The 22684-nt window shown below is 71.4% G+C and carries 18 protein-coding genes; 10 read left to right on the top strand and 8 right to left on the bottom strand.

Going from position 1 to position 22684, the window contains the following annotated elements; translation table 11 throughout:
- Positions 1–100 precede the first annotated feature (100 nt).
- The 3 genes from D7Y13_RS18375 (at position 101) to D7Y13_RS18365 (ending at position 3313) form a co-directional block, all read left to right on the top strand.
- Entirely contained in the window at positions 101–1378 is a 1278-nt protein-coding gene (locus D7Y13_RS18375) for an amidohydrolase family protein (RefSeq protein WP_120583790.1), read from the top strand.
- A 57-nt stretch (positions 1379–1435) separates the two neighbouring features.
- Complete coding sequence (locus tag D7Y13_RS18370; protein ID WP_120583780.1) at positions 1436–1996, top strand: peroxiredoxin; 561 nt, start codon at positions 1436–1438, stop codon at positions 1994–1996.
- Between the two features lie 228 nt (positions 1997–2224).
- Entirely contained in the window at positions 2225–3313 is a 1089-nt protein-coding gene (locus tag D7Y13_RS18365; RefSeq protein ID WP_120583781.1) for a CgeB family protein, read from the top strand.
- Between the two features lie 29 nt (positions 3314–3342).
- On the opposite strand, the gene D7Y13_RS18360 is transcribed toward D7Y13_RS18365, so the two are convergent.
- Positions 3343–6900, bottom strand: coding sequence for a hypothetical protein (locus D7Y13_RS18360; protein ID WP_120583782.1), 3558 nt, complete (start codon positions 6898–6900; stop codon positions 3343–3345).
- A gap of 70 nt (positions 6901–6970) precedes the next feature.
- Positions 6971–9082 carry a chloride channel protein gene (locus D7Y13_RS18355; protein ID WP_199732775.1) on the bottom strand — a complete coding sequence of 704 codons (2112 nt, stop codon included), beginning with the start codon at positions 9080–9082 and terminating at the stop codon, positions 6971–6973.
- A gap of 174 nt (positions 9083–9256) precedes the next feature.
- Between D7Y13_RS18355 and D7Y13_RS18350 the strand changes: the two genes are divergently transcribed.
- Positions 9257–9697, top strand: coding sequence for a peroxiredoxin (locus D7Y13_RS18350; RefSeq protein ID WP_120531972.1), 441 nt, complete (start codon positions 9257–9259; stop codon positions 9695–9697).
- Between the two features lie 34 nt (positions 9698–9731).
- On the opposite strand, the gene D7Y13_RS18345 is transcribed toward D7Y13_RS18350, so the two are convergent.
- From D7Y13_RS18345 to D7Y13_RS18335, 3 genes are all read right to left on the bottom strand, one after another.
- Positions 9732–10580 carry a DUF1109 family protein gene (locus D7Y13_RS18345; protein WP_120583783.1) on the bottom strand — a complete coding sequence of 283 codons (849 nt, stop codon included), beginning with the start codon at positions 10578–10580 and terminating at the stop codon, positions 9732–9734.
- Positions 10577–11149, bottom strand: a complete 573-nt coding sequence (locus D7Y13_RS18340) for an RNA polymerase sigma factor (protein ID WP_233595565.1) — start codon at positions 11147–11149, stop codon at positions 10577–10579. Before D7Y13_RS18340 ends, D7Y13_RS18345 begins: the two co-directional genes overlap by 4 nt.
- A gap of 96 nt (positions 11150–11245) precedes the next feature.
- Positions 11246–12673 carry a site-2 protease family protein gene (locus D7Y13_RS18335; RefSeq protein ID WP_120583784.1) on the bottom strand — a complete coding sequence of 476 codons (1428 nt, stop codon included), beginning with the start codon at positions 12671–12673 and terminating at the stop codon, positions 11246–11248.
- 110 nt (positions 12674–12783) lie between these two features.
- Between D7Y13_RS18335 and dusB the strand changes: the two genes are divergently transcribed.
- A complete protein-coding gene (gene dusB, locus D7Y13_RS18330) occupies positions 12784–13797 on the top strand; it encodes a tRNA dihydrouridine synthase DusB (protein WP_120531969.1) in 1014 nt (337 codons plus the stop codon).
- Here dusB and D7Y13_RS18325 read toward each other — a convergent pair.
- Complete coding sequence (locus D7Y13_RS18325; RefSeq protein WP_120583785.1) at positions 13776–15101, bottom strand: glycoside hydrolase family 1 protein; 1326 nt, start codon at positions 15099–15101, stop codon at positions 13776–13778. The genes dusB and D7Y13_RS18325 overlap by 22 nt on opposite strands.
- 346 nt (positions 15102–15447) lie before the next feature.
- Here D7Y13_RS18325 and D7Y13_RS18320 point away from each other — a divergent pair, with 346 nt between their 5' ends.
- From D7Y13_RS18320 to pyk, 4 genes are all read left to right on the top strand, one after another.
- Positions 15448–15675, top strand: a complete 228-nt coding sequence (locus D7Y13_RS18320; protein ID WP_193429026.1) for a hypothetical protein — start codon at positions 15448–15450, stop codon at positions 15673–15675.
- A 114-nt stretch (positions 15676–15789) separates the two neighbouring features.
- Positions 15790–17250, top strand: a complete 1461-nt coding sequence (locus D7Y13_RS18315) for an NFACT RNA binding domain-containing protein (RefSeq protein ID WP_120531967.1) — start codon at positions 15790–15792, stop codon at positions 17248–17250.
- A 214-nt stretch (positions 17251–17464) separates the two neighbouring features.
- Entirely contained in the window at positions 17465–18286 is an 822-nt protein-coding gene (locus D7Y13_RS18310) for a hypothetical protein (protein ID WP_120531995.1), read from the top strand.
- Positions 18287–18385: 99 nt separating this feature from the next.
- Entirely contained in the window at positions 18386–19816 is a 1431-nt protein-coding gene (gene pyk / locus D7Y13_RS18305) for a pyruvate kinase (RefSeq protein ID WP_120531966.1), read from the top strand.
- A 9-nt stretch (positions 19817–19825) separates the two neighbouring features.
- Here pyk and D7Y13_RS18300 read toward each other — a convergent pair whose 3' ends face one another.
- Entirely contained in the window at positions 19826–21340 is a 1515-nt protein-coding gene (locus D7Y13_RS18300) for an HD family phosphohydrolase (protein WP_120531965.1), read from the bottom strand.
- A gap of 174 nt (positions 21341–21514) precedes the next feature.
- Here D7Y13_RS18300 and rpe point away from each other — a divergent pair, with 174 nt between their 5' ends.
- Positions 21515–22168 carry a ribulose-phosphate 3-epimerase gene (rpe, locus tag D7Y13_RS18295; RefSeq protein ID WP_120583786.1) on the top strand — a complete coding sequence of 218 codons (654 nt, stop codon included), beginning with the start codon at positions 21515–21517 and terminating at the stop codon, positions 22166–22168.
- A 13-nt stretch (positions 22169–22181) separates the two neighbouring features.
- On the opposite strand, the gene D7Y13_RS18290 is transcribed toward rpe, so the two are convergent.
- Complete coding sequence (locus D7Y13_RS18290; RefSeq protein WP_120531963.1) at positions 22182–22568, bottom strand: response regulator; 387 nt, start codon at positions 22566–22568, stop codon at positions 22182–22184.
- Positions 22569–22684: the final 116 nt, after the last annotated feature.

Raw genomic sequence — 22684 nt, 5'->3', positions numbered from 1 at the left:
GGGGTGCAGTGCTAACCTGCCGCGCTCGAAGTGGGACCCCTAAGGGGAAGGGGGCCGCCGTCACGAACCTCGCGCACCGTCGCGCATGCAGGGAGGGATGTTGGGCACCGTCCTCAAGGGTGGTTACGTCGTCGAACTGGAACCCGCCTCCGTCGAGCGGGTGGACCTGCGCATCGAAGGCGAGCGCATCGTGGCGCGCGGCGAGGACCTGACGCCCGGCCCCGACGACGAGGTGGTGGCGCTGTCCGGCAAGCTCGTCTTCCCGGGGCTCGTCAACGCGCACCACCGGCTCGCGAGCGTGCTGTCGCGCGGCATGGTGCGGCCGGTGCCGGAGACCTACCAGGCGCTGCTGGAGCAGGTGCGCTGGCCGTTCGAGAACGCGCTCGACCTGGACGCGGTGCAGGTGGGCGCCACCGCGGGCGGACTCGAATCCATCCAGTGCGGCACCACGACCCTGTTCGACCTGCACGCCTCGCCCAAGGCGGTGACGGGCTCGCTCTTGCGCATCGCGCGCGGGCTCCATGAGGTGGGCGTGCGCGGCGTGCTGTCCTACGCGGTGACGGACCGCATGGGCGCGGTGGGGCGCGAGGAGGGCCTGGAGGAGACGGTCAGCTTCGCGCGCAAGGCCCGGGGCCGCTTCCGGGGGCAGGTGGGCGCGGGGCCCGTGTTCACCCTGGGCGACGACGCGCTCCAGGGCCTGGGGGAGGCGCTCAACACCACCAACACCGGCCTGCACTTCCCGCTCGCGGAGGATCCGCTGGACGAACGGCTGTCCACCGAGCGCCACGGCAACCCGCCGGTGACGCGCCTGCTCAACGGCAACCTGCTGTCGCCCCGGGCGATGGCGGCGCACGCGGGCCACCTGGAGTGGGCGGACCTGGCGCAGGTGCTGGCCACGGGCACGTGGCTGGTGCACACGCCGCGCTCCAACCAGGGACTCGAAGTCGGCTACGCGCCGGCGCTGAAGTTCGGGGCCCGCGCGTCGCTGGGCACGGACGGCACGTCGCCGGATTTGTTCGCGGAGGCGCAGGCGGCGTTCCTGCGCTCGCGCGAGGCGGGGCAGCCCATCGACGTGCTGCGCTACCTGGCCAACGGCCACCGGCTGGCGTCGCAGGTGTTCGAGGCGGCCATTGGCCCGATGCGCGAGGGCGCGCTCGCGGACCTGCTGGTGCTGGACTACCAGTCGCCCACGCCGCTGACGGCGGAGACGCTGGCGTGGCACGTGGTCCACGGGCTGGGCAGCCGGCATGTGGAGGCGGTGATGGTGGACGGCGTGTGGCGCGTCTGGGCGCGCCGGCCCCTGTCGGTGAACCCCACCGTGGTGGCCGAGCAGTCACGCGAGGCCGCGGCGGCCGTCTGGGCACGGCTGACGACGTAGCGGGGGCGGACTTGTTCCTGGCTTGTCCCAATGTCCGGGGCCCGTTAAGTCCCGGCCATGCTCATTCCCCTGCTCGTGGTCGGACTGGTCAGCGCAACGATTCCCCAGGTGGGCGACACCGCCCCGGACTTCTCGGTGAAGGACACCGGGGGCACGTCGTACACGCTGTCGGAGATGGTGAAGAAGGGGCCCGTCATCGTGGCCTTCTTCCCCAAGGCGTTCACCGGCGGCTGCACGAAGGAGCTGACCGCGTACCGCGACCGCTACAAGGACATCGAGAAGGTGCAGGGCCAGGTGCTGGCCTTCTCCACGGACGACGCGGAGACGCTGGCGCGCTTCAAGACGGAGCTGAAGGCGCCCTTCGCGTTCATCCCGGATCCGGACGGCAAGGTCGTCAACGCGTACGACGTGAAGATGCCGGTGGTGACGGTGTCCAAGCGCTACACGTTCGTCGTGGGCGAGGACCGCAAGGTGCTCAAGGTGGACGAGGGCAAGGACGCCATCGACCCCACGGGCGCCATCGTCGCGTGCCCGCTGCGCAAGGGCGGCGCGGCCAAGCCCGCGGAGGCGCCCGCCGGGAACACGCCTCCCATCAAGGCCGCACCGCCGACGAAGTAGTCACGGCGTCGTGATGCAGGGGCTCCTCGCCTTGGAGGGAGGGGCCACGGTCCACTCGCGGACGTCCGACCGGTCCGCGTGGGCTGGAGGGGCGTCCGGCCGTTGAGGAGTTCACGCGGACCCGGGGCCGCCGCCTTGTTCGTCGGCGGCCGGAAGCGATAGCCCTGGAGGTGCCGCGCGGGCATCCACCGTCCGCTGGGGGCGGGGGCGTGAAGGAAGCCCGTAGGCATGGACATCGTCTTCCTGGGTCCGCCGTGCGAGGCGTCCACTGACGGCGTGCACGGCACGGCATCGAGGCTGCTCGCGCAGGCGCTGCGGCGCAGGGGGCATTCGGTCCTCCTGTTGGAACAGGCCCTGTCCGGGGCCGCGTGGTTGGAGGGGGAGCCTTCCCGCGCGCCGTACCTGAACGTGGCGGACCTGCACGCGCGCTTCCGCTCCCGGGTGCGCCGGGCGGACCTGGTGCTGGTGGACGCGGACGTGCCCCGGGTCGCGGAGGTGGGCCGCTGGGCGACGGACACCGCGCGCGGGCTCACCGTCTGCTGGGACCGCGACACGCCCCGGACGCTGCGACAGCCCCACCCTGAAGGCTCGACACGGCTGACCCCCGAGCAGCTCGCGGGCTACCAGCTCTGCCTGTGCTCCTGCGGAGGCCCCGTGCCCGCGCGTCTGGAGCGCGAGTGGGGCGTGGCCCGGGCGCGTGCGTTTCCGCCCGGTGTGCAGCCAGAGTCCTTCGCGCCGCGAGCGCTGGCGACGCGTTGGGACCTGGGGCACCTGGGGCCGTCATCGTCGGAGCGCCGGGCGCTGCTGGGGCCGTTGCTGTTCGACGCCGCGCGCGAATGGCCCGAAGGGCGGTTCGTCCTCGCCGGAGGGATGTCCGTGGTGGATGCCGCGTGGCCCTCCAACGTGACGCTGCGGGCGGCCCCTCCTTCGGATGCGCAGCCTGACTTCCAGGCGGCGCAGCGCTTCACGCTGGCCCTCTCGCGCGCGGAGCACACGCCGGGGCCGCACCTGTTCGAGGCCGCGGCCCGTGGCGCGGCGCTCATCTGCGACCCCTGGCCCGGGCTGGAGGACCTCTTCTCGCTGGGCGAGGAGGTGGTCCTGGCGCGCACCGCGAAGGACGTGCTGCGGTATCTGCGCGAGATGCCAGAGGCGGACCGGCTCCAACTGGGAGCGCGCGCCCGCGAGCGCGTGCTGGCCGAGCACACCGTGGACCACCGGGCCCTCGCGCTGGAGCGGTACGCGCAGGAGGCCGTGCGGGGCGGCTCGGCGGGCGCGCCCGTCAGTGTTCTGGAGCCACGTGAGCGTTCGCTGAACTGAGGCGACACGTCCCGGCGGGGCGCGACGCCCTAGACGTGAGGCGTCTTCATCAGCTCCCGGGGCGGGAACACGAACTGCGCCGCACCGGCCACGAGCGGCGACTCATCCCGCTGGAGCCCGGCGAGCGCCTCCAGCCGCTCCGGCGTCCAGCCCCGCCCCTCCTGCGCGTCGCGCACCACGCACTGCACGGCCAGCCGCCGCACCTCCGGAACGGGGCTGCTCCCCAATCGGGCGCCCACCGCCTGCATCGAATCCAACGGCAACTGGGCCACCGCCACCTGGGCCGCCATCAGGGCATCCGCGTGCAGCCAGCCCGCCTGTCCCAGGGCATCCAGGTGGCCCGCGAACACCAACGGCTCCAGGGCGATGGCCGCGCAGCGCACGCGAGGCACCGCCAGGCGCGGGTCCTTCGTGAGGACGACCTCGGCCAGCAGTCGCGTCGTGCGCAGGGGCACGGGGCGCATCCGCTCCCGGGGCTGGAGCAGTGAATCCAGCGCCACGCTCAGCGCCTTGCGGTCCGCCACCACCGCCTCCAGCATCCGCGCCATCAGCGGCAGGTCGTGTTCGTCGGCGCGGTGGACGAGCGCCCCCATCGCCGCGCGCACCTCGTCATCGAAAGGGGACACCAGCCGCGCGCCGCACGCGGCGAGGAAGACGCGCTCCCGGTCCTTCACCTGGAGGAACGCCGCGCGCCGCAGCAGGTCGATGCGCGCGTCGGGCTCCGGCCGCGCCAGCACCTTCGCGAGCAGCGCGGACAGCCGCGCGTCCAGGGCCTCCGTGAGCCGGTCCGCGGGGATGTCTCCCACGCGCGAGGCCATGATGGCGTCATCCCCCGCGACGGCCCGCTCGAACACCGCCCACGTGGGCTCGCGGTCCAGGTGGTCCCACAGCCCGCGCAAGAGCGCGATGCGCACGTCGCGGTGCAGGGGCAGCGCGTCCAGCTCCAGCAGCCGCCCATAGGCCGCGTCCGAGCGCAGCTCGCCCAAAAGCCGCACCACCTCCTTGGCGACGGTGACCTTCGCGAGCGGCACCTCCGCGAGCAGCGCCAGCACCCGCGCGGGAGGCATGCCGTTGAACGCCCGGCGCAGGCCGTAGATGGCGATGCGCGCGCGCGAATCCCCCAGGCACTCAATCAGTGTGGGCACGCCCTGGCCCTGGTCGCACCGGGCCAGCACCCGCAGGGCCCGCTCCTGCACCGCGGGCCGCTTGTCGTCCGCCATCGCCTGGAGCGCGTCCATGGGCGCCCAGTCCAGCGCGGCCAGCCGCGTCACCGCCGCCAGCAGCGTGGGCGTGTCCCGCTCCGGGTCCTCGCACAGCTTGGAGAGCGCGCGCGAATACGTCCGGTTCTGCTCCGCCGTCCACCGGAAGAAGCCCGAGTCGAAGGGGAGGATCCAATGCGTCGCGCCCGTGGCGAACTGGCCGGTGATGGCCGGCGCGCCCAGGTACGGCCCCAGCAGGTCCTGCCGCCGCCGGTGCAGGTACTCGCGCACCACGGGGATGGCGATGACGCTCTCGTCGCGCTTGAGCAGCGTGGGCAGCATCCGGTCGAAGTCCCTGCACGCGCGGTAGCGCAAGAGCCACAGCGCGTTCCCGGACGGCTTGCCCAGCCGCAGCGCCACGCGCTCCAGCTCCGCCACCAGCTCCGGGTGCAGGGGCACGTCGCGCTTCTCGTGGAACGCCAGCGTGACCACCTCGTCGTCCCAGCCGCGGTCCCTCCAGCGCCGCAGCGCGCCCGCGAGCGTCGCCTCGAAGCGGGGCCGGTCCTCCTTCGACAGCCACTGGCTCAGCGCCACCGCCAGCCGCCCGTCCGGCGTCACGTCCCGCACGGAGACCAGCCACTCCGACAAGCCGGGCACCAGCGCCGCGCGCTTGCCCAGGCTCTGCGCGAGCTGGAGCAGGGGACCGCCCCGCTCGCGCTCCGCCCACGACTTCGCCAGCGACAACAGGTAGGGCGCGGCCCGGCGCACCTCCTCGTCGTTCAACCGGTGGCCCAGCCCCGCGTCCCGGAGGCTGCCCCGCTCCTTGAGGAACGTGCCCAGCCACGGCGCACCCCATGAGGGATCCGCGCCGAAGGACCGCACGAGCAGCACCTCCGCCGCCAGCGCCGTCGTCGGCGACAGGTCCGCCGCGTCCAGGGCATCGCGCAGGACGCGGCCCACGGCCTCGGTGTGCTCGGCGCGCCACATCCGGCGGGGCCACCCGTTGAGGGCCTGCAGCATCGCCCCGCGCACGGGGTCCTGTTCGTTCTTCCGGGCCAGCACCAGCGCCAGCGCGGGCGCCACCCACGCGGGCTCGTCCGGACGCAGGCCGGGCAGGGCCAGCACGGCGCCCAGCGCCACGCCGCGCATGGCCGCGTCGGGATGCCCCATCGCGCCCCGGAGCACGCCCAGCGCCTCGTCCCAGGGCAGCAGCCGCGCGTAGACGACGCGCGACTCGGCCCGGGTGCCCAGCGCCACCACCTCATGCAGGTGCCGCCGCGCCTCGCGCTCGCGCAGGTCCACGGGCAGGCGCTCCAGGTAGCCCACGGGGATGACGCCATCGCGATTGCGCATCGCCGCGCTCCAGCGCTGGAAGACGTGCTCGCGCACGCCCGCGTCCTGGATGTGGGCAATCAGCTCCGTGCCCCAGTGGGGCGCACCATCCACCGCCGCGCACCACGCCTCCGTCACGGTCCGGTGCAGGGGCTGCGCCACCTTCTTCAGCACGTCCTTCGCGGTGCCCAGCAGGTTCGGGTCGCGCTGGATGAGCCACGTCAGGGTCTCCGCGTCCAGCGTCCCCACGGCCTTCGCGAACAGCAGGTGGGGAAGGGCGACGCCGGGGTACTGGCGCAGGAGGGCCAACGTGCGCGCGGGACGAAGCCGCACCAGCGACCGCAGCGCGACCGGGTTCGGAGGAATGCCGCGCGCGAGCATCAACTCCAGCAGCGTCTCCGCCGCGTCGGGCACCTGCTCCGACAGGCGCACCAGGCTCCAGTCCACGTTCATCCGCGTCACCGGATCCGCCTCGCCCGTCACCGCGCGCATCCGCTCGATGAACACCTCGCCCAGCACCTCCGGGGCGAACCTCGCGAGCCGCGCCCAGAACCGGTGGCTGGACCGCTCCAGCGCGCGCTCCAGGTGCCGGCGCAGGCCCTGCTCCGAGGCCAGGGGCACCGCGTCCGCGAACGTGGCGCTGTCCCCCTTCTCCACCAGTCCGTCCAGGTACGCGTCGATGACCGCGTGCCGCTTGCGCAGCACCAACTGGCGCAGCAGGGACTGTTCCCGGCGCATGCCGTGCGCCATGCGCAGCGCCTCCAGGGCCTGGGCATCGTCACAGGCCAGCGGCACCAGCTCGAACGCCAGCGTGCGCACCCGAAACGAGTCGTCCGCCGTGGCCTTCAACACCGCCACGCCGTCGCGCCGGGTGAACTGGGCCGCCAGGGCCAGACGCCGTTCGGAGGCGTCCCCCCGCGCCAGGGCCTCCAGCAGCGCCTGCGCCCGCGGCTCCGTGCGGGCCTTTCGTCCCAGGTCCACCATGTGACGCACGCGGGCGTCATGGAAGGTGGACGTCAGCTCGGCACGCAGGGCGGTCAGGGCGGGGTCGGACATGGCGCCCAAGGATGCCCGCTCCCCCGCTTTCCTGACAGACCCCGCGCCTTCTTCACGCAGGCCGGCCGGCTCAGTGCGTCGCCTCGGACGGGGTGACCGGGTAGTCGCCACTCGCATGCTCGCGCGCGTGCTGCGCGAAGAGGAAGCGGCGCACCGAGGCCCGGGTGATGAGCCCGCAGGGGGCCAGGCCCAGCACGGGCGCCACCGGCAGCGCGTCCACGTCCTCCTGGTCCATCAACTGGAGGGCGTGCGCCAGGTCCGTGTCCGGCGCCAGCGCGGGCAGCTTGCGCGCCAGGTCGCTGGCGACGAGCAGCGGGTACATGGACTCGTCGCGCCACACCTCGCGCAGCTGCTCCACCTGCACGGTGCCGTAGAGGTTGCCCATCGTGTCCAGCACCGGCAGCGTGCCCGCCTCCGACGTGAGCAACTGGTCCGTCAGCGTGCGCAGCGGCGTGCCCGCGGGCACCGCCGCCACCTGCGTCATCAGGGTCCGCACCTGCGTGCCCGTCAGCAGGTCCTCGTCGCTCACCACCTTTGTGGAGGTGCGCTCGATGAGGTAGTGGCACAGCGCGGACGCGATGGTGCACGTCACCATCAGCGGCAGGATGATGTCGTGGCTGCCGCTCAGCTCGTACAACATCATCATGCCGGTGAGCGGACCGCGCGTGAGCGCCGCCACCGCGCCGCCCATGCCCACGATGGCGTACGCGCCGCTGGGCCCGGTGGCCAGCGGGAAGAAGTAGTGAACCAGCGTGCCGAACGCGCCGCCCGCCATGGCGCCAATCACGGCCGCCGGGAAGAACGTGCCGCCGGACCCGCCCGAACCGATGGTGATGGACGTGGCGACGAGCTTCAGCACGCACGCCGTCACCAGGAAGATGAAGGGCAGCTGGCCCGCCGCCGCCAGGTTGATGAAGTCGTGCCCGCTGCCCCACACCGTGGGGCTCAGGAACACGAGCACGCCGGTGCACAGGCCGCCCAGCGCCGCGCGCATCGGCAGGGGCTTCCTGCCCAGCCACGGGGAGAGCCGGCCGCCCCCGCGTCCCTGGAAGAAGTGCTCCACACCGTGGAGCATCTTCACGAACGCGAACGCCAGCAGGCCACACGCGATGCCCAGCGCCGCATAGGCGAACACCTCCGCGCCGCTGACCAGCTCGTAGTTGACCCGGTTGAGCATGGGCGCTTCGTCCAGCACGCCCCGGCTCACCAGCGTGCCCGCCACGCTCGCCAGGATGATGGGGGAGAAGACGCGCAGCTCGAACTCGCGCAGGATGATCTCCATCGCGAACACCGCGCCCGCGATGGGGGCGTTGAAGGACGCGGAGATGCCCGCCCCCGCGCCGCACGCCAGCAGGATGGACAGCTCCCGGCGGCTGAAGCCCAGCACGCGTCCCACGCTGGAGGCGAACGCCGCGCCGCCATAGACGATGGGGCCCTCGCGGCCCGCGGAGCCGCCGCTGCCGATGGTGATGGCCGACGCGATGAGCTTGAGCAGCCCCCGGTCCGCCGGCACCACGTTGGCGCCGCTCTTCACCGCGCGCACCACCTCCGGCAGGCCGTGGCCGTGCGTCTCCGGACGGTCGCGCAGCAGCCGGCCCACCGCGAGCCCGCCCAGCGTGGGCGCCAGCAGCACCAGCCACCAGGGCAGGTGCGGCAGCGCCGCGGGCAGGTTGTGCGCGTGGCCGAACACCGCGTTGATGGCCGCCAGCCCCACCAGCGGGTAGTACAGCGACAGTCCGCCCAGCGTCAGCAGGGCCAGCAGCCGCAGGCGCCGCTTCACCTCGTCGCGCGGTCCGCCCGGCTCGATGATGCGCGCGAGCAGCAGCGCGCCCAGCGCGAGCGGCACGCCCACCAGCGCGTACTCCAGGTGCCAGCGCGCGGAGGCCAGCGACTCCATCAGCGTGCGCAGCCGCTGCGGCTTGAGCGCCGCCGCCAGCTCCGCGGCGCTGAACGTGATGCCGCTCATCACGCCGATGAGGTTGGAGAAGATGCCGGCGGCCAGGCCGCTGTAGAGCCCCACCACCGCGCCCGCGATGGGCAGCACCGACGGCGTCGGCAGGCGGATGCGGTTGGACGCACCCAGCAGGAAATAGATGAGGCGGGAGAGGTTCTGCTTCACCCACGCAATGAGCGCGGGCACGCGCTGCTCATGAGCAGGCGGAGGTTCGTCACTGTTGTTCATTTGGAGCCCCTACTAAACGGAGGAGCCCCTTGGGTTTCAAGTTTCTTGGTGAAGGCGTCGCACGGGGCCCGTCCGGCTGCACTCCACTCCACACATCGTCCGAGCGGTGCCCGGCTGCTTGCCCCCCGGCGTGCTAGGACGGCGCCGTTTTCCCACCTCTAGGAGGCATCGCACATGCTCAAGCAGGGAGACGTGGCGCCGGAGTTCACCGTGAAGGACCACACGGGGAAGACGCACCACCTGTCGGATTATCGGGGCAAGAACGTGGTGCTCTGGTTCTACCCGAAGGCGGACACGCCGGGCTGCACCGCGGAGGGTTGCTCCTTCCGCGACCACAAGGCCCAGTACGAGCAGAAGGGCACGGTCATCCTGGGCATCAGCTTCGACACGCCGGAGGAGAACCAGGCCTTCGCGAAGAAGTTCGACTTCAACTTTCCGCTGCTGTGCGACGTGGATCGCAAGGTGGGGCTGGCCTACGGGGCCGCGGATGACGCCTCGGCCGCCAACGCGCGCCGGGTGGGCGTCGTCATCGGGCCGGATGGCAAGGTGAAGGAGTGGCACGCGAAGGTGGACGCACGCGCCTTCCCGCAGGAAGCGCTGTCGCGGCTCCAGTAGTTGCGCACGGCCCCACCTTCGTGTCCCGGACGGTTCAGGGCGCGAAGGTGCGGGACGGCAGGCGTGAGCGGATGAACACCGCCACGCCCGCCAGCGCCACCCACGGCAGCAGGTGGCCCAGCATCAGGTGGCCCGCGGCGCCGTCGGGGCAGTGCACGTGCAGCACCAGCAGGCCCACGCCCGCCGAGGACAGGCCCGCCGCGAGCGCCCGGACGGGCTGGTAGGCGGAGCGGCACAGGAGCACCAGCGCCAGGGCCAGCGGCACCACCGACAGGACCACCTCCGTGCCCATGCACCCCAGGGCGCCCGTGAGGAGGGGGCGCACCTGGACGCCGGAGCGCCCCGTGAGCTGCGCCAGCGCCACGCCGACCGCGCCCAGCGCCACCAGGCCCAGGGGCCAGCGCTTCCTGCCCGGCGCGACTCCCAGCAGCGCCCCACCGCCCACGCCCGCGACGATGAGCAGCGCCACGGCCGCCACGACAGGAGGAGGCGCGGAGTTGAGCAGCATCCCGTGCCGTCCGACGAGGACGAGCCCCACCGCGCCCACGGCCAGGTAGGTGACCAGCAGCACCAGGGCATCCCGCCACCATGGCGTGGGCAGGGGAGCGGCGGCCAGCTCCGTCAGCGACTTGCGCCGCGTCTCCTCCAGCTTCGCTTCACGGATGAGCGAGGCGTCACGGAGAGGCGCCGCTTCATTAAAGGGCGCCGATTCATGGAGGGGCGAAGCGATGGTCGGAGGCGCGCGCCCGGCGGTCGGCGCCGCCAGGGCGTGGAAGCCCTCCAGCAGCGCGCGGCAGTCCTCGCAGCCGGCCGCGTGGGAGGCCAGGTCCGGAGGCAGCGGGCCCTCCAGGCAGTCCATGACGCGTTCGCACTCGGGCGTCATTCCGCGGTCTCCTGATGAAGGGGGGCGAGCAGCTCGCGCAGCCGCACATATCCCCGGTGGGCGCGGACCTTCACCGCGCTCTCGGTGAGGCCCAGGGCCTCGGCGATCTCCGCGAAGCCCATGCCCTCGAAGCGGTGCATGAGGATGGGCAGGCGCTGGCCCTCCGGAAGCTGCTCCAGGGCCCGGTGCACGGCGCGCTCCAGGCCCGCGTCCCGGGGCTGCGGGGTGTCGGCCACGGCGGTGAGGGGCAGCTCTCCCTCCGGCGTGAGGTCCTCCGGGCGGCGGTGGCGGCGCGCATGGTCCCGCGCGGCGTTGGTGGCGATGGCGTACAGCCATGGACGCACGCGAGCCCCATCCTGGAAGCGGCCACGGGCGCGCACCATGGACAGGAACGTGAGCTGGGCCAGGTCCTCGGCGGTGGCGGGGCTGCCCGTCAGGCGCGTCAGGTAGCCCTGGATGGGGCGCGCGTAGCGCTGGAAGAGCGCATCGAACGCGGGCGCATCTCCCTGGCAGAACCGCTCCATCAACACCTCGTCCGAGTCCCCGGCGCCCTCCGGAAGTGCCGGCATGGCACCGGTACGCACGGGTGCGTCGGGAGGTTTCACGGAAGGGGAGGGCGGCTTCACGGGAGGGCGCGGACTCTAACCTTGGAGCAGGGGCCCCACTCAGGTCGCGGCGGAGGGCCGCAGTTGGGACAGCCACGCCTCGAACGCGGGCTGCCCGTGCAGGGGCGCCAGGTCCTCGTCGGAGGCGGCATAGGCCGCGTCCTGGAAGCCCAGGGCCTGGGCGCGCTGGAGCAGGCGCACCGCGTCCGTCGTGTTGCCCGCGCGCGCGAAGGCGCAGGCCGCGTCATAGGCGATGCCCGGGTCCTTCGCGTGCTGCAGCGCGGCCTCGCCCACCGCCGCGGCCTCCGAATAGGCCCCCCGGATGAAGAGCGCCCGCTCCGCGCACCGGAACGCGGACGCCGGGTCCACGCCGGGCAGCCGCAGCGCCTCCTGGACCTGGCCCAGGCGGATGAGCGCGCCCGCGTACTCGTGCATCACGGTGCGGTCCTGCGACTCGCCCCACGCCTGCTTCCAGTAGCCCACCGCCCGAGCGTCGTCGCCCACCAGCGAGAAGGCCGCCGCCACCGCGTGCATCTCCACCGGCTGGCCCTGCACCTGGGAGAAGTGGTCCAGCGCGGGCCGGCCCTGGCCCTGCTTCAGCGCCACCCAGCCCAGCAGGTAGTGAGTCCGGCTGGTGAGGCTCGCGGACAGCCCCTCCCCCTCCAGCAGCTGCTGACCCATCCGCCACGCGTCATCCAGCCGGTCCTCGCGCAGGGCCTGCTGGGCCTCGCGCAGCCCCTGGGCCTTCGGGCCTTCGGCCTCCTTGTCCTCGCTGCGCGCGCGCATCACGTCCGCCAGCACGCGGAACGCCTGGAAGCCGAACATGGCGAAGAGGACGCCCATGAACAGGGCTCCGCTCTTGATGCTGAGCAGGACGACACCCACGCACAGGCCCAGGGCCAGCACATGGGACACGATGAACCCCCGCCGGCCGAACATCCGCGTGGCGAGCGCCGTGCTGATGTGGCCGCCATCCAAGGGGGGCACGGGCAGCAGGTTCAGCACCGCCCACACCATGTTGGCGAAGAAGAAGTTGTTCAGGAAGAAGTCCGCCATCTCCGAGCGGCCCCGCACCTGCATCAGCACCAACCAGCACAGGACGCCCAGCGTCAGTCCCGCGAGGGGGCCCGCGAAGCTGCTGACCACATCCTTGTGCCAGGGCAGGGGAGAATCCGTGTTGGGCCGGGTGACGCCGCCCATGAAGACCAGGTCCACGCTCGGCTGGTAGCCGAAGAAGCGGAAGGCCACCGCGTGCCCCAGCTCATGGACGAGCACGGACACGAAGACGATGAACATCCACGACAGCACGTAGGCCGCCACCGCGCCCGCGTAGCCCGACGAGTCGGGGTCGGTCAGCCGGTCCCCCAGCCACCCTGCGCTCGAACTCCTGCCCGGCACCGGCAGGGAGTTGTAGGCGAGCACCGCGGAGAACAGCAGGTGACTCATGTGGACGTGGACGGGGACGCTCCCGAGCCTGAAACGGAACATGGGAAGGGACCTTAATCGTTGACCCCCACCCGCGCAGGGCCGTTGTGCCCCTCGCGCGCGCTTCTGTTCCCGCCCCGCCAGGGTCCAAACGTCGATAGGGTGTCGCCGCCATGCTGAAGCTGGGTCCCTACACGCTCCCCAACCCCTACATCCTCGCGCCCATGGCGGGCGTGAGCGAGCGCCCCTTTCGCGTCATCGCCTTCCGGCTGGGCGCCGCCCTGTGCCCCACGGAGCTCGTCAGCGCCCAGGGCCTGATGCGCCAGAACCAGCGCACGCTCAAGTACCTGCGCTACGACGCCCAGGTGGAGAAGCCCTATTCGCTTCAAATCTTCGGCGGCGAACCGGAGGCCATGGCGCTGGCGGCGAAGGTGGGCAAGGACGCGGGCGCGCAGATCATCGACATCAACATGGGCTGCCCGGTGAAGAAGGTGGTGCGCAACGGCGCCGGCAGCGGCCTGCTGTGCGACGTGCCCCGCGCCGCCGCCGTCGTCCGGGCCATCCGCGACGCCACCGGCCTGCCCGTCACCTGCAAGATCCGCTCGGGCTGGGACGCCCAGAGCCTCAACTACCTCCAGATGGCGGAGTCCCTCCAGGAAGCAGGCTGCGCCGGGCTCGCCATCCACGCGCGCACGCGCGCCCAGGGCTACTCGGGCCAGGCGGACTGGTCCCACATCGCGTCCCTGAAGCGCCACTTCCCGGAGCTGCCCATCATGGGCAACGGGGACGTGAAGACGGTGGCGGACGCCCACCGGATGCTGGACGCCACCGGCTGCGACTTCGTGATGATTGGCCGGGGCGCCCTGGGCAACCCGTGGCTCTTCCGGGAGCTGACCGGCGGACCTCCGGCGACGCCCGAGGAGCGCTGCGAACTGGTGCTGGAGCACGCCCAGGCCCACGCGGAGTTCTTCGGGGACCCCGTGGGCGCGGTGCGCTCCTTCCGCCGGCACCTGGCGTGGTACGCGCACGGCCTCAAGGGCGCGGCGCACTTCCGCTCGGAGGTGAACCAGCTCGACTCGCCCCAGGCGGTGGAGGACAGCGTCCGGCGCTTCTTCGCGGGCGCGGACACCGACCCCTCGGCCCCTCTAGAGGAGCCGGAGGTGGACTACCGGGCCGCGCTGGGCTGAGTGGCGGTGGCGCCGGCTTCGGACGGTGGCACCAGCACGCGCCCGGTGGCCACGGTGCGGAAGTAGTCGCAGGCCGGGGTGGGCCGGCGCTCCAGCGTGTCGAAGTCGACGTGGTACAGGCCGAAGCGCGGGCCCCAGCCCTCCAGCCACTCGAAGTTGTCCAGCAGGCTCCAATAAAGGTAGCCCTGGACGTCTACCCCGGAGGCGCGCGCGTCCAGCACCTGCTTCAGGTGCGCGTGGATGTATTCCGGCCGGACGGTGCCCTTCCTGTCGTCGATGCCGTTCTCCGTCACCCACACCGGCTTGCCGTAGCGCTTCACCTCCTGGAGCAGCTGACCGAAGCCCTCCGGGCGCTGCTCCCAGCCAATGTCGGTGAGCCCGCGCCCATCCGGGTCCCGGTACTTGAAGTCGATGAAGGGCGGGCGCGGCATGAAGCGCAGGTGCGCGCGCGTGTAGTAGTTGACGCCCACGAACTCCACCGAGTCGCGCGCCTCCGGGATGCGCACATCCGTGGAGGCCACGCCGGGCATGAAGACACGCAGGTGGCCGGAGGACAGCGCCTCGTGGAAGGCGTGGTTGTAGGCCGGGGCCGCCAGCCTCACCAGCGAGCGGTCCAGCGGATGCCACCAGCGGTCCGGCGCGAACGACAGCATGTTCTGGGAGATGCCCAGCTCCACCCGGCCCAGGCGCTGACCCAGCTCCTCGCGCGCGATGGCGTGCGCGCGCACCATGTTCTCCAGCGCCGCCATCGTCTTCGCCCCGTCCGCGATGCCCGGGGGCATCAGGCCCTGGAGGTAGCCGCCCAACAAAAGCACCATCGGTTCGTTGAAGGAGATGACGAGCGCGTCCAACCCCTCCAACAAGGGCGCGCATCGGCGCACGTACTGGCGGAAGGCCTCCAGGCTCTCCGGAAGGTGCCAGGGCGTGGCCGCGTGGAACCACGTGGGGTGGGTGAAGTGATGCAGCGTCACCACCGGCCGCAGGCCATGCGCGCCAAGGCGCAGGAGCCGCTCGCGGTACGCCTCCAGCGCCTGTCCGTCGAAGCGGCCGCGTTCGGGCTCGATGCGCGCCCACTCCAGCGACAGGCGGAACGCCGTGGCCCCCACCGCCTTCGCCAGGGCGTAGTCCTCCTCGTAGCGGTGCCAGTGGTCCACCGCCCGGCCGCAGCGGACGTGGGGCTCCTTCAACTTCCCCAACCGCTCCCACTGGGCCCAGTCGTTCTCGATGCCGCCCTCCACCTGGTACGCGGACGTGGCGACGCCGAAGGTGAAGGACTCAGGGAAGGTCAGCGGGGCAGTGCGCATGCGGGCGCGCACCGTAGGCCGGCGCTTCAACGACGGGAAGCGACGCGAGGACCGCGCGCGGATGCGCGGCAGCGGACACTCAGGCCTGTCGCTCGGACCCGCGGAATGCGTCCGGAGCCGGAAATTGGCCTCCGCACGCGACGCGCTCCACCCCCCGAAGTGACCGCCACGAACGGTTGGAAGCGCCCGACGCCTAGAAATCGGCCTCGCCGCGCACTGCAATACATCACCATGCGTTGACACACTGGCATGTCGCCCGTACCATTCATTTCAAGCACTCACGTTCAGTCCAAAGTGGGTGCAGGGCTCGCGTCACCGCGGGCCTCAACCTGAACGGAGGATTCCGATGGCCGCGAAGAAGAAGACCGCGAAGAAGGCGCCCGCGAAGAAGACGACGGCGAAGAAGGCCGCGACGAAGAAGACGGCCCGCAAGACGGCCGCTGCTCCGCGCAAGGCGGCCGCCAAGAAGGGCGCCGCGAAGAAGACGACGGCGAAGAAGGCCGCCAAGCGGGCTCCCGCGAAGCGCAAGAGCGCCAAGACGGCGCCGGCGGCCCCTGAGGCCCCTCAGTCCTGAAGTACGGCGTCATGATGGACGTCGGTTGACGTCCAGTGAACGGCTCGGCGAAACCCGCCGGGCCGTTTTGCTTTTTGCGGGCTGGGGTGACACCCCGCCCGTCCGGGAGGGGCCATGTCGCTGCGTCCGGTGGAGTTCGAAGAGGTCGTGGCGGAGGTCGCGTCCCGGCTGGTGGGCGCGGTGGCCCAGAAGGCCTGGTGTCCGCTGCCCCGCCTGGCCTACGTGGAGCTGCGGGTCCCGGGCAGATCGGTGGTCCTGTGCCTGTGCTCGGAAGGCGAACTGTCCCGCCTGTCCGTCGCGGAGGACCGCTTCCCCACGCCGGGCGAACCCGCCCCCTTCCAGCGCTGGCTGCGCCAGGAGCTCACCGGCTTCAAGCTCCAGGGCGCGCGCTACCTGGAGCCAAACCGCACGGTGGTGCTGGAGTTCGAGCGCGAAACCGTGCGCCGCCGGCTGGTGCTGGAGCTGGGCTCCCCCGGGGGGCTGCTGCTCCTGAGCGACAACAACCGGGTGCTGATGCTCTCCGGAGAAGGCTTCGGTTCGCGGCGCAACCTCTATGCGGGCGCCGCCTGGACGCCACCGGAGCCCGTGTCCGAAGAAGCGCTCACGAAGGGCCGCGCGCAGCCCTCGCGCCTGGAGCCTCAGGAGGGGGACCTCCTTCCGAAGCTGCAGGCCGCCGAACGGGTGCTCGGGCAGAAGGACCGCACCAGCCGCGCGGACACCATCCGCCGCCGGCTCGCGCAGCCGTACCGCGCCCGGCTGAAGCGCTCCTCCCGGACGCTGGAGAAGGTGCGCGCGGAGGCGGCGCGGGGTCCGGAGGCGGAGAAGCACCGCGAGGTGGGCGAGCTGCTCGCGCAGAACCTGCACCGGCTCAAGCGGGGCGCCTCCGAGGTGACGCTCACCGCCTATACGGAGTCCGGCGTGGAGGAGGTCCAGGTGAAGCTGGACCCGAAGCGCACTCCCAAAGAGGAGACGGACTGGCACTTCCACCAGTACCGGCGCCTCCTGCGCGGCGTGGAGACGGCGCGCCACCGGGAGGCGGAGCTGTCGCGCGAGGTGGCGCACGCGCAGGTGGCGCTCCAGCAGATTGAAGCGATGGACGGCGCCGCGCTGCTCGCGCAGGTGGAGGTCCTCCAGGTGACGCAAGGGGAGGAGGGCCCGAAGGAGGGGCTGCCCTTCAAGGAGTACGTGGGCCACGGCGGCGCGCGCATCTGGGTGGGGCGGGGCGCGGAGGACAACGACGCGCTCACCTTCAAGGTGGCGCGGCCCTGGCACATGTGGCTGCACGCCCGGGGCTTGCCGGGCAGCCACGTGGTGGTGCCGCTGGAGAAGAACGGGGACGTGGCGCAGGAGGTGCTGCTGGACGCGGCGCACCTGGCGCTGCACCACTCGGGGGCGAAGGGCGAGCCGCGCGGCGAGGTCAGCTACATGCCGGTGAAGTTCGTGCGCAAGCTGAAGGGCGCGGCCCCCGGGCAGGTGACGTACGCGCGGGAGAAGACCTTCGTGGTGCGCATGGAGCCGGAGCGGCTGGAGCGCCTGCTCAAGTCACGCCACGGTGAACAGCCCCCCCTGCCCTGAAGGACGAGCCTCGCGTTTCCAAGCCTACGGAGCCCACGGAAACCCGCGGAGTCTCCGCGGGCTTCGGGGCACGCCGGGGGCAGCTTCGACCCGAGGTGTCACGCGCTGCGTGTGGGCGTGGTCGACGGGCAGACGGGCGTCCAACCCCCGGCCTTGAGTCCGGGGAAGTGCCGGGTACGATGCCCTCCGCGTGACGCCCGAAGCCTTCCGCCAGATGTCCCTGTTCCCGCGTGGCTCGACCGCGGAACGCGCCGCCGTTCCCGCCTCGCGTGTGCCCGAAGGTCCCGCGCCCCTGCCGCCGCGCAACCGCGTCGCGGAGGAGGCGCCGCGCGTGCTGTCCTCGACGACGACGCGCGAGGAGCTGTGGTCGCGCGCGGAGTCGCTCGCGTGGCGCCTGAGCGCGAACCTGGGGATGCCGGTGCGGCTGGCCGTGACGGACAACCGCTCCACCATGGTGTCCTTCCGCCGGGGCTCGCAGGTGCTGCAACTGCGGCTGCACCACATGTTCCTGGAGGCGCCGGAGACGGTGGTGCGCGCGGTGGCGGACTACGCGGGCCGGGGACACCGGGCCGCGGGTCAGCTCCTGGACGAGTACATCCGGGGCCAGCAGCCGCTCATCCGCCAGCTCCGCCGGGAATCCGACGCGGAACTCAACCCGCTCGGCCGCTGCTTCGACCTGCGGGCGCTCTACAACGGCGTCAACGAGATCTACTTCCAGAACGGCATCCAGGCGCGCATCGGCTGGGGTCGCATGCCTCCGCGTCGCCGGCGCAAGTCCATCCGCCTGGGCGTCTACGACCACCAGACGCGGGAGATCCGCATCCACCCCGCGCTCGACAGGCCGGAGGTGCCCGCCTTCTTCGTGGAGTTCATCGTCTTCCACGAGATGCTCCACCAGCTGTTCCCCAGCAGCGGCCGGATGGGCAGGCGCGTGCACCATCCGCGCGCCTTCCGCGAGCGTGAGCGGACGTACCCGCACTACGGCGCCGCGCTGCGTTGGGAACGCGAGAATCTGGGCACGCTCCTGCGCGGTTGAACTCCCGCCGAGCGGCCTGGACATTTACTGGTTTACCTGACCGAGCACGTCTTGTGCGTGCTTGACCGAAACGCGGTGGGGCCGGATGTTCGCGCACCTATGCGACGAGCAAAGATTGTCTGCACCCTCGGTCCCGCCAGTCAGACCCCGGAGATGTTGGAGGCGCTGCTGGAGTCCGGCATGGACGTGGCCCGGCTCAACTTCTCCCACGGCAGCCACGAGCAGCATCAGGCGAACATCGACATGCTGCGCGCGGCCTCGCTGAAGGTCCGCAAGGCGGTGGGCATCCTCGGCGACCTGCAGGGCCCGAAGATCCGCACCGGCCGCTTCGTCACCGGCAGCACGGAGCTGAAGCACGGCGCCACCTTCCACATCACCACCGACGAAACGGTGAAGGGCACGGATGAAATCGTGTCCACCACGTACCCGCACTTGGCGGCGGACGTGAACCCGGGCGACCGCATCCTCCTGGACGACGGCCTCCTGGAGCTGCGCGTCGTGGAGACGGACAAGAAGCAGCTCATCAAGACGGAGGTCATCCACGGCGGCACGCTGAAGAACAACAAGGGCATCAACCTGCCCGGCGTGGCGGTGCGCGCGGACGCGCTCACCCCGAAGGACCGCGAGGACCTCATCTTCGGCCTCAAGGCGGGCGTGGACTACATCGCGCTGTCCTTCGTGCGTCAGCCGTCGGACCTGGACGCCGCGCGGCAGGCGATGGCGGAGGTGGGCCGCACGGTGCCCATCATCTCCAAGCTGGAGAAGCCGGAGGCCATCGCGCGCCTGGACGCCATCCTCGACAAGACGGACGGCGTGATGGTGGCCCGAGGCGACCTGGGCGTGGAGATTCCCCCCGAGGAGGTGCCGGCCGTCCAGAAGGACATCATCCGGCGCTCCAACCTGCGCGGCCTGCCCGTCATCGTGGCCACGCAGATGCTCAACTCGATGATCGACAACCCCCGTCCCACGCGCGCGGAGGCCAGCGACGTGGCCAACGCCGTGTATGACGGCGCGGACGCGCTGATGCTCTCGGGTGAGACGGCGAGCGGCAAGTTCCCCGTGGACTCCGTGCAGATGATGGAGCGCATCATCCTGGCGGCCGAGTCCTCCGTGCGCGCGCAGTACCTGCCGCGCAGCATCGAGGCGCCGCTGGGCCTGCCCCTGCACTTCCCGGACGTCATCGCGCGCGTGGCGTGCGAAGCGGCGAAGTCGAGCGGTGCCACGCTCATCGCGGCCTTCACCCTGTCCGGCGTGACGGCGCGGCTCCTGGCGCACTACCGGCCCACGGTGCCCATCGTCGCCTTCAGCCCGAACCAGGAGGTGCGCCGCCGCCTGTCGCTGCTCTGGGGCGTGGTGCCGCGCGTGCTGGAGCCCATCCAGGAGACGGAGACCATGCTCCGCCGCGTGGAGGAGGAGCTCGTCTCCCGCGGCCTCGCGCGCCGGGGTGACCGCATCGTCGTGGTGTTCGGAGCGCCGGTGGGACAGCCGGGGAAGATCAACAGCCTCCGGCTGCACACCATCAGCGCCTGATTCAGCGTGTTACGCCGGGCTCTTCTTGAGGGCCCGGCGGGGAATCTCCGCTCCGACGAAGATGGAGAACAGCTCCGGGTCCAGTTGTCCGGAGCTCGCCTCCTTCTTGAGGATGTCGAGCGCGAGCACATGCGGCACGGCCTTCTTGTAGGGCCGGTCGCTCGCGGTGAGCGCGTCGTAGATGTCGCAGATGGACATCATCCGGGACTGCACGGGGATGGTTGTGTCCGGGATGGCGCGCGGGTAGCCGGTGCCGTCCAGCTTCTCATGGTGCGCGTAGGCGATCTCCGGCACGCGGCGCAGCGCGCGCGTCCAGGGAATCTGAGACAGGAAGCGGTACGTGTGGTCCACGTGGCTCTCGATCTCCCGGCGCTCCTCCGGTGAGAGCGTGCCGCGGGTGATGGAGAGGGATTGGATCTCCGTGGGCAACAGCAGCGGCTGTCCATGGTCGTGCGCGTCGGTGAACGTGAGCTTGCCCAGCTCCAGCAGCCGCTCGAAGTTGCCCTGCGCCAGCACCGTGGGCTTGTTGCAGGTGAGCAGGAAGCCCATCACCTCATCCAGCTGGGCCAGCTCGGTGGCGAGCCGCGCGTCCTCTTCCTGGTGGATGGTAGGCAGGGCGGACAGGCCGCGCGCTTCCACGGAGGCGAGCCGGCGGCGGGAGCTCTGCAACTGCAAGTCTTTACGGGCGAGCTGGAAGCGGGCGCGCAGGCTGTCCAGCTCATGGGGGTAGAGCTTCTCCGCCTTGACGAGCACGTTCTCGCGCACGCCCACCTTGCCGAAGTCGTGCAGGAGCGAGGCGTATCGCAGTTCCTGCAGCTCCACGGGGGAGAAGCGCACCTGGGCATAGGGGCCGGTGGTGTGGTGCTCCAGCGCCTGGGCCAGGGACACGGTGAGGTCGGCGACGCGGCCGGAGTGGCCCGCGGTGGTGGGGTCGCGCGCTTCGATGGCGACGACGGACGCGGAGACGAAGCCCTCGAAGAGGCGGTTGATCTCCTCGTGGAGGAGGGCGTTCTCGATGGCGCCGGCGGCCTGGGCTCCCAGGGCGAGGAGCAGCTCCTCGTCCTCGGCGTCAAAGACAATCCCGCCGCGCTTGTTGAGGGCCTGGATGACGCCGGTGACGTCCCCGTTGGCGTCGCGCATGGGGACGCAGAGGATGGTGTGCGTGCGGTAGCCGCTGGAGATGTCGAAGCTGCTGTTGAAGCGCGAGTCGGCGTAGGCGTCCGGGATGTTGATGACGGCGCCCGTCTGCGCGACCTGGCCGGCGATGCCGCTGCCCATGGGCAGGCGGATTTCGTTCTTGGAGCCCTGGGCGACCTTGCTCCACAGCTCCTCGCGCTCGCGGTCCAGGATGAAGAGCGAGCAGCGGTCCGACTCCACGACCTTGGTGGCCTCGTAGAGGATGAGGGGCAGCAGCAGGTCGAGGTCCCGCTCGGCGCTCATCGCCTTGGCGACATCCAGGATGGAGGTCAGCTTGGCGAGCCGGCGGGACAGGTTGGGGGAGGCGGGCACGGACTGGGGAAGCACCGAGGCGGGCTCCGTGGGATGCGGCGGACCGCCGCGTTGCGCCCCAGGTTGTAGCACGCACGGTGTAGCGGCCGCCCGGCCCCCCCACCCACCAGGTCCACCGGTGTCCGCCAGCCTTCTCTCCAGCCGGGCGGAAGTACCGTGGCCGGACGGAAGCGACTATGAAGCGCGGCCATGAGCCGCCCTGTCCGCATCTCTCCTTCGCTGTTGTCCTGTGATTTCAGCCGTCTGGCCGAAGAGGTCCGTGCCATCGAGGCCGCCGGAGCGGACTGGATTCACGTGGATGTCATGGATGGCAGGTTCGTCCCCAACCTCACGTTGGGGCCGGTCATCGTGGAGGCGATCAAACGGGTGGCGACGAAGCCGTTGGACGTGCACCTGATGATTGTCGAGCCGGAGAAGTACGTGGAGGCGTTCGTGAAGGCGGGCGCGGACGTGCTGACGGTGCACCAGGAGGCGAGCCCGCACCTGCACCGCACGCTTCAGCAGATCCGCAAGGCGGGGGCGAAGCCGGCGGTGGTGTTGAACCCGGGCACGTCGCTGGTGACGCTTGAAGAGGTGCTGGGCGACGTGGACATGGTGCTGCTGATGAGCGTGAACCCGGGCTTCGGGGGGCAGTCGTTCATCGAGTCCTCGGTGGACAAGGTCCGCCGGCTGCGCGCGATGCTGGACGCGCGGGGGCTGGACGTGGACATCGAGGTGGACGGCGGCATCAACGCCGAGACGGCGAAGCGCGTGGTGGACGCGGGGGCGACGGTGCTGGTCGCGGGCAGCTACGTGTTCGGCGCGAAGGACTACGCGCAGGCCATCCGGTCGCTGCGGCCCTGAGGAGGGGCCGGCGTCAGGCGGCGCGGGTGTGCGCGACGGCGGCGGCGAGCCGGGCGATGCGGGTCATGAAGGTGGGGTCGCACGGCTTCACTTCGTAGTCGTCCGCGCCCAGCTCGAAGCACACGTGGCGGGTGAACTGGTCCTCCACGCCGCTGAGGATGATGACCTTGCAGTCGCGGGTGGTGGGGTCCTTCTTGAGCTGCGCGAGCAGGTCCCGGCCGTCCTGGTGCTGGTTCAGATCCAGGATGATGACGGCGGGCTGGTGCTGGCGGGCCAGCTCCAGCACGCGCTCGGAGGTCGTGTCGGAGATGCACACGAGGCCGGAGCGCTTGGCCTCCCGCACGAGGGCGGAGACGAGGAGGGGTTCATCATCCGAGATGAGGACGGTCGGGGGCGTCATGGTCCTCTGTGGGGGAACAGGGGCAGAGCAACGTGTTACTCCTTGGAACTACAGGAAGGCCTGGATCTTGTGAAGCGGGTGAACATTGTCCCGTCCTGAAGGGTAGGTAGGACAAC

The organism is Corallococcus praedator (assembly GCF_003612125.1).
GTDB lineage: Bacteria > Myxococcota > Myxococcia > Myxococcales > Myxococcaceae > Corallococcus > Corallococcus praedator.
Note: the sequence above shows the minus strand (reverse complement) of the source record. Positions and strands in the feature narration are given on the sequence as shown.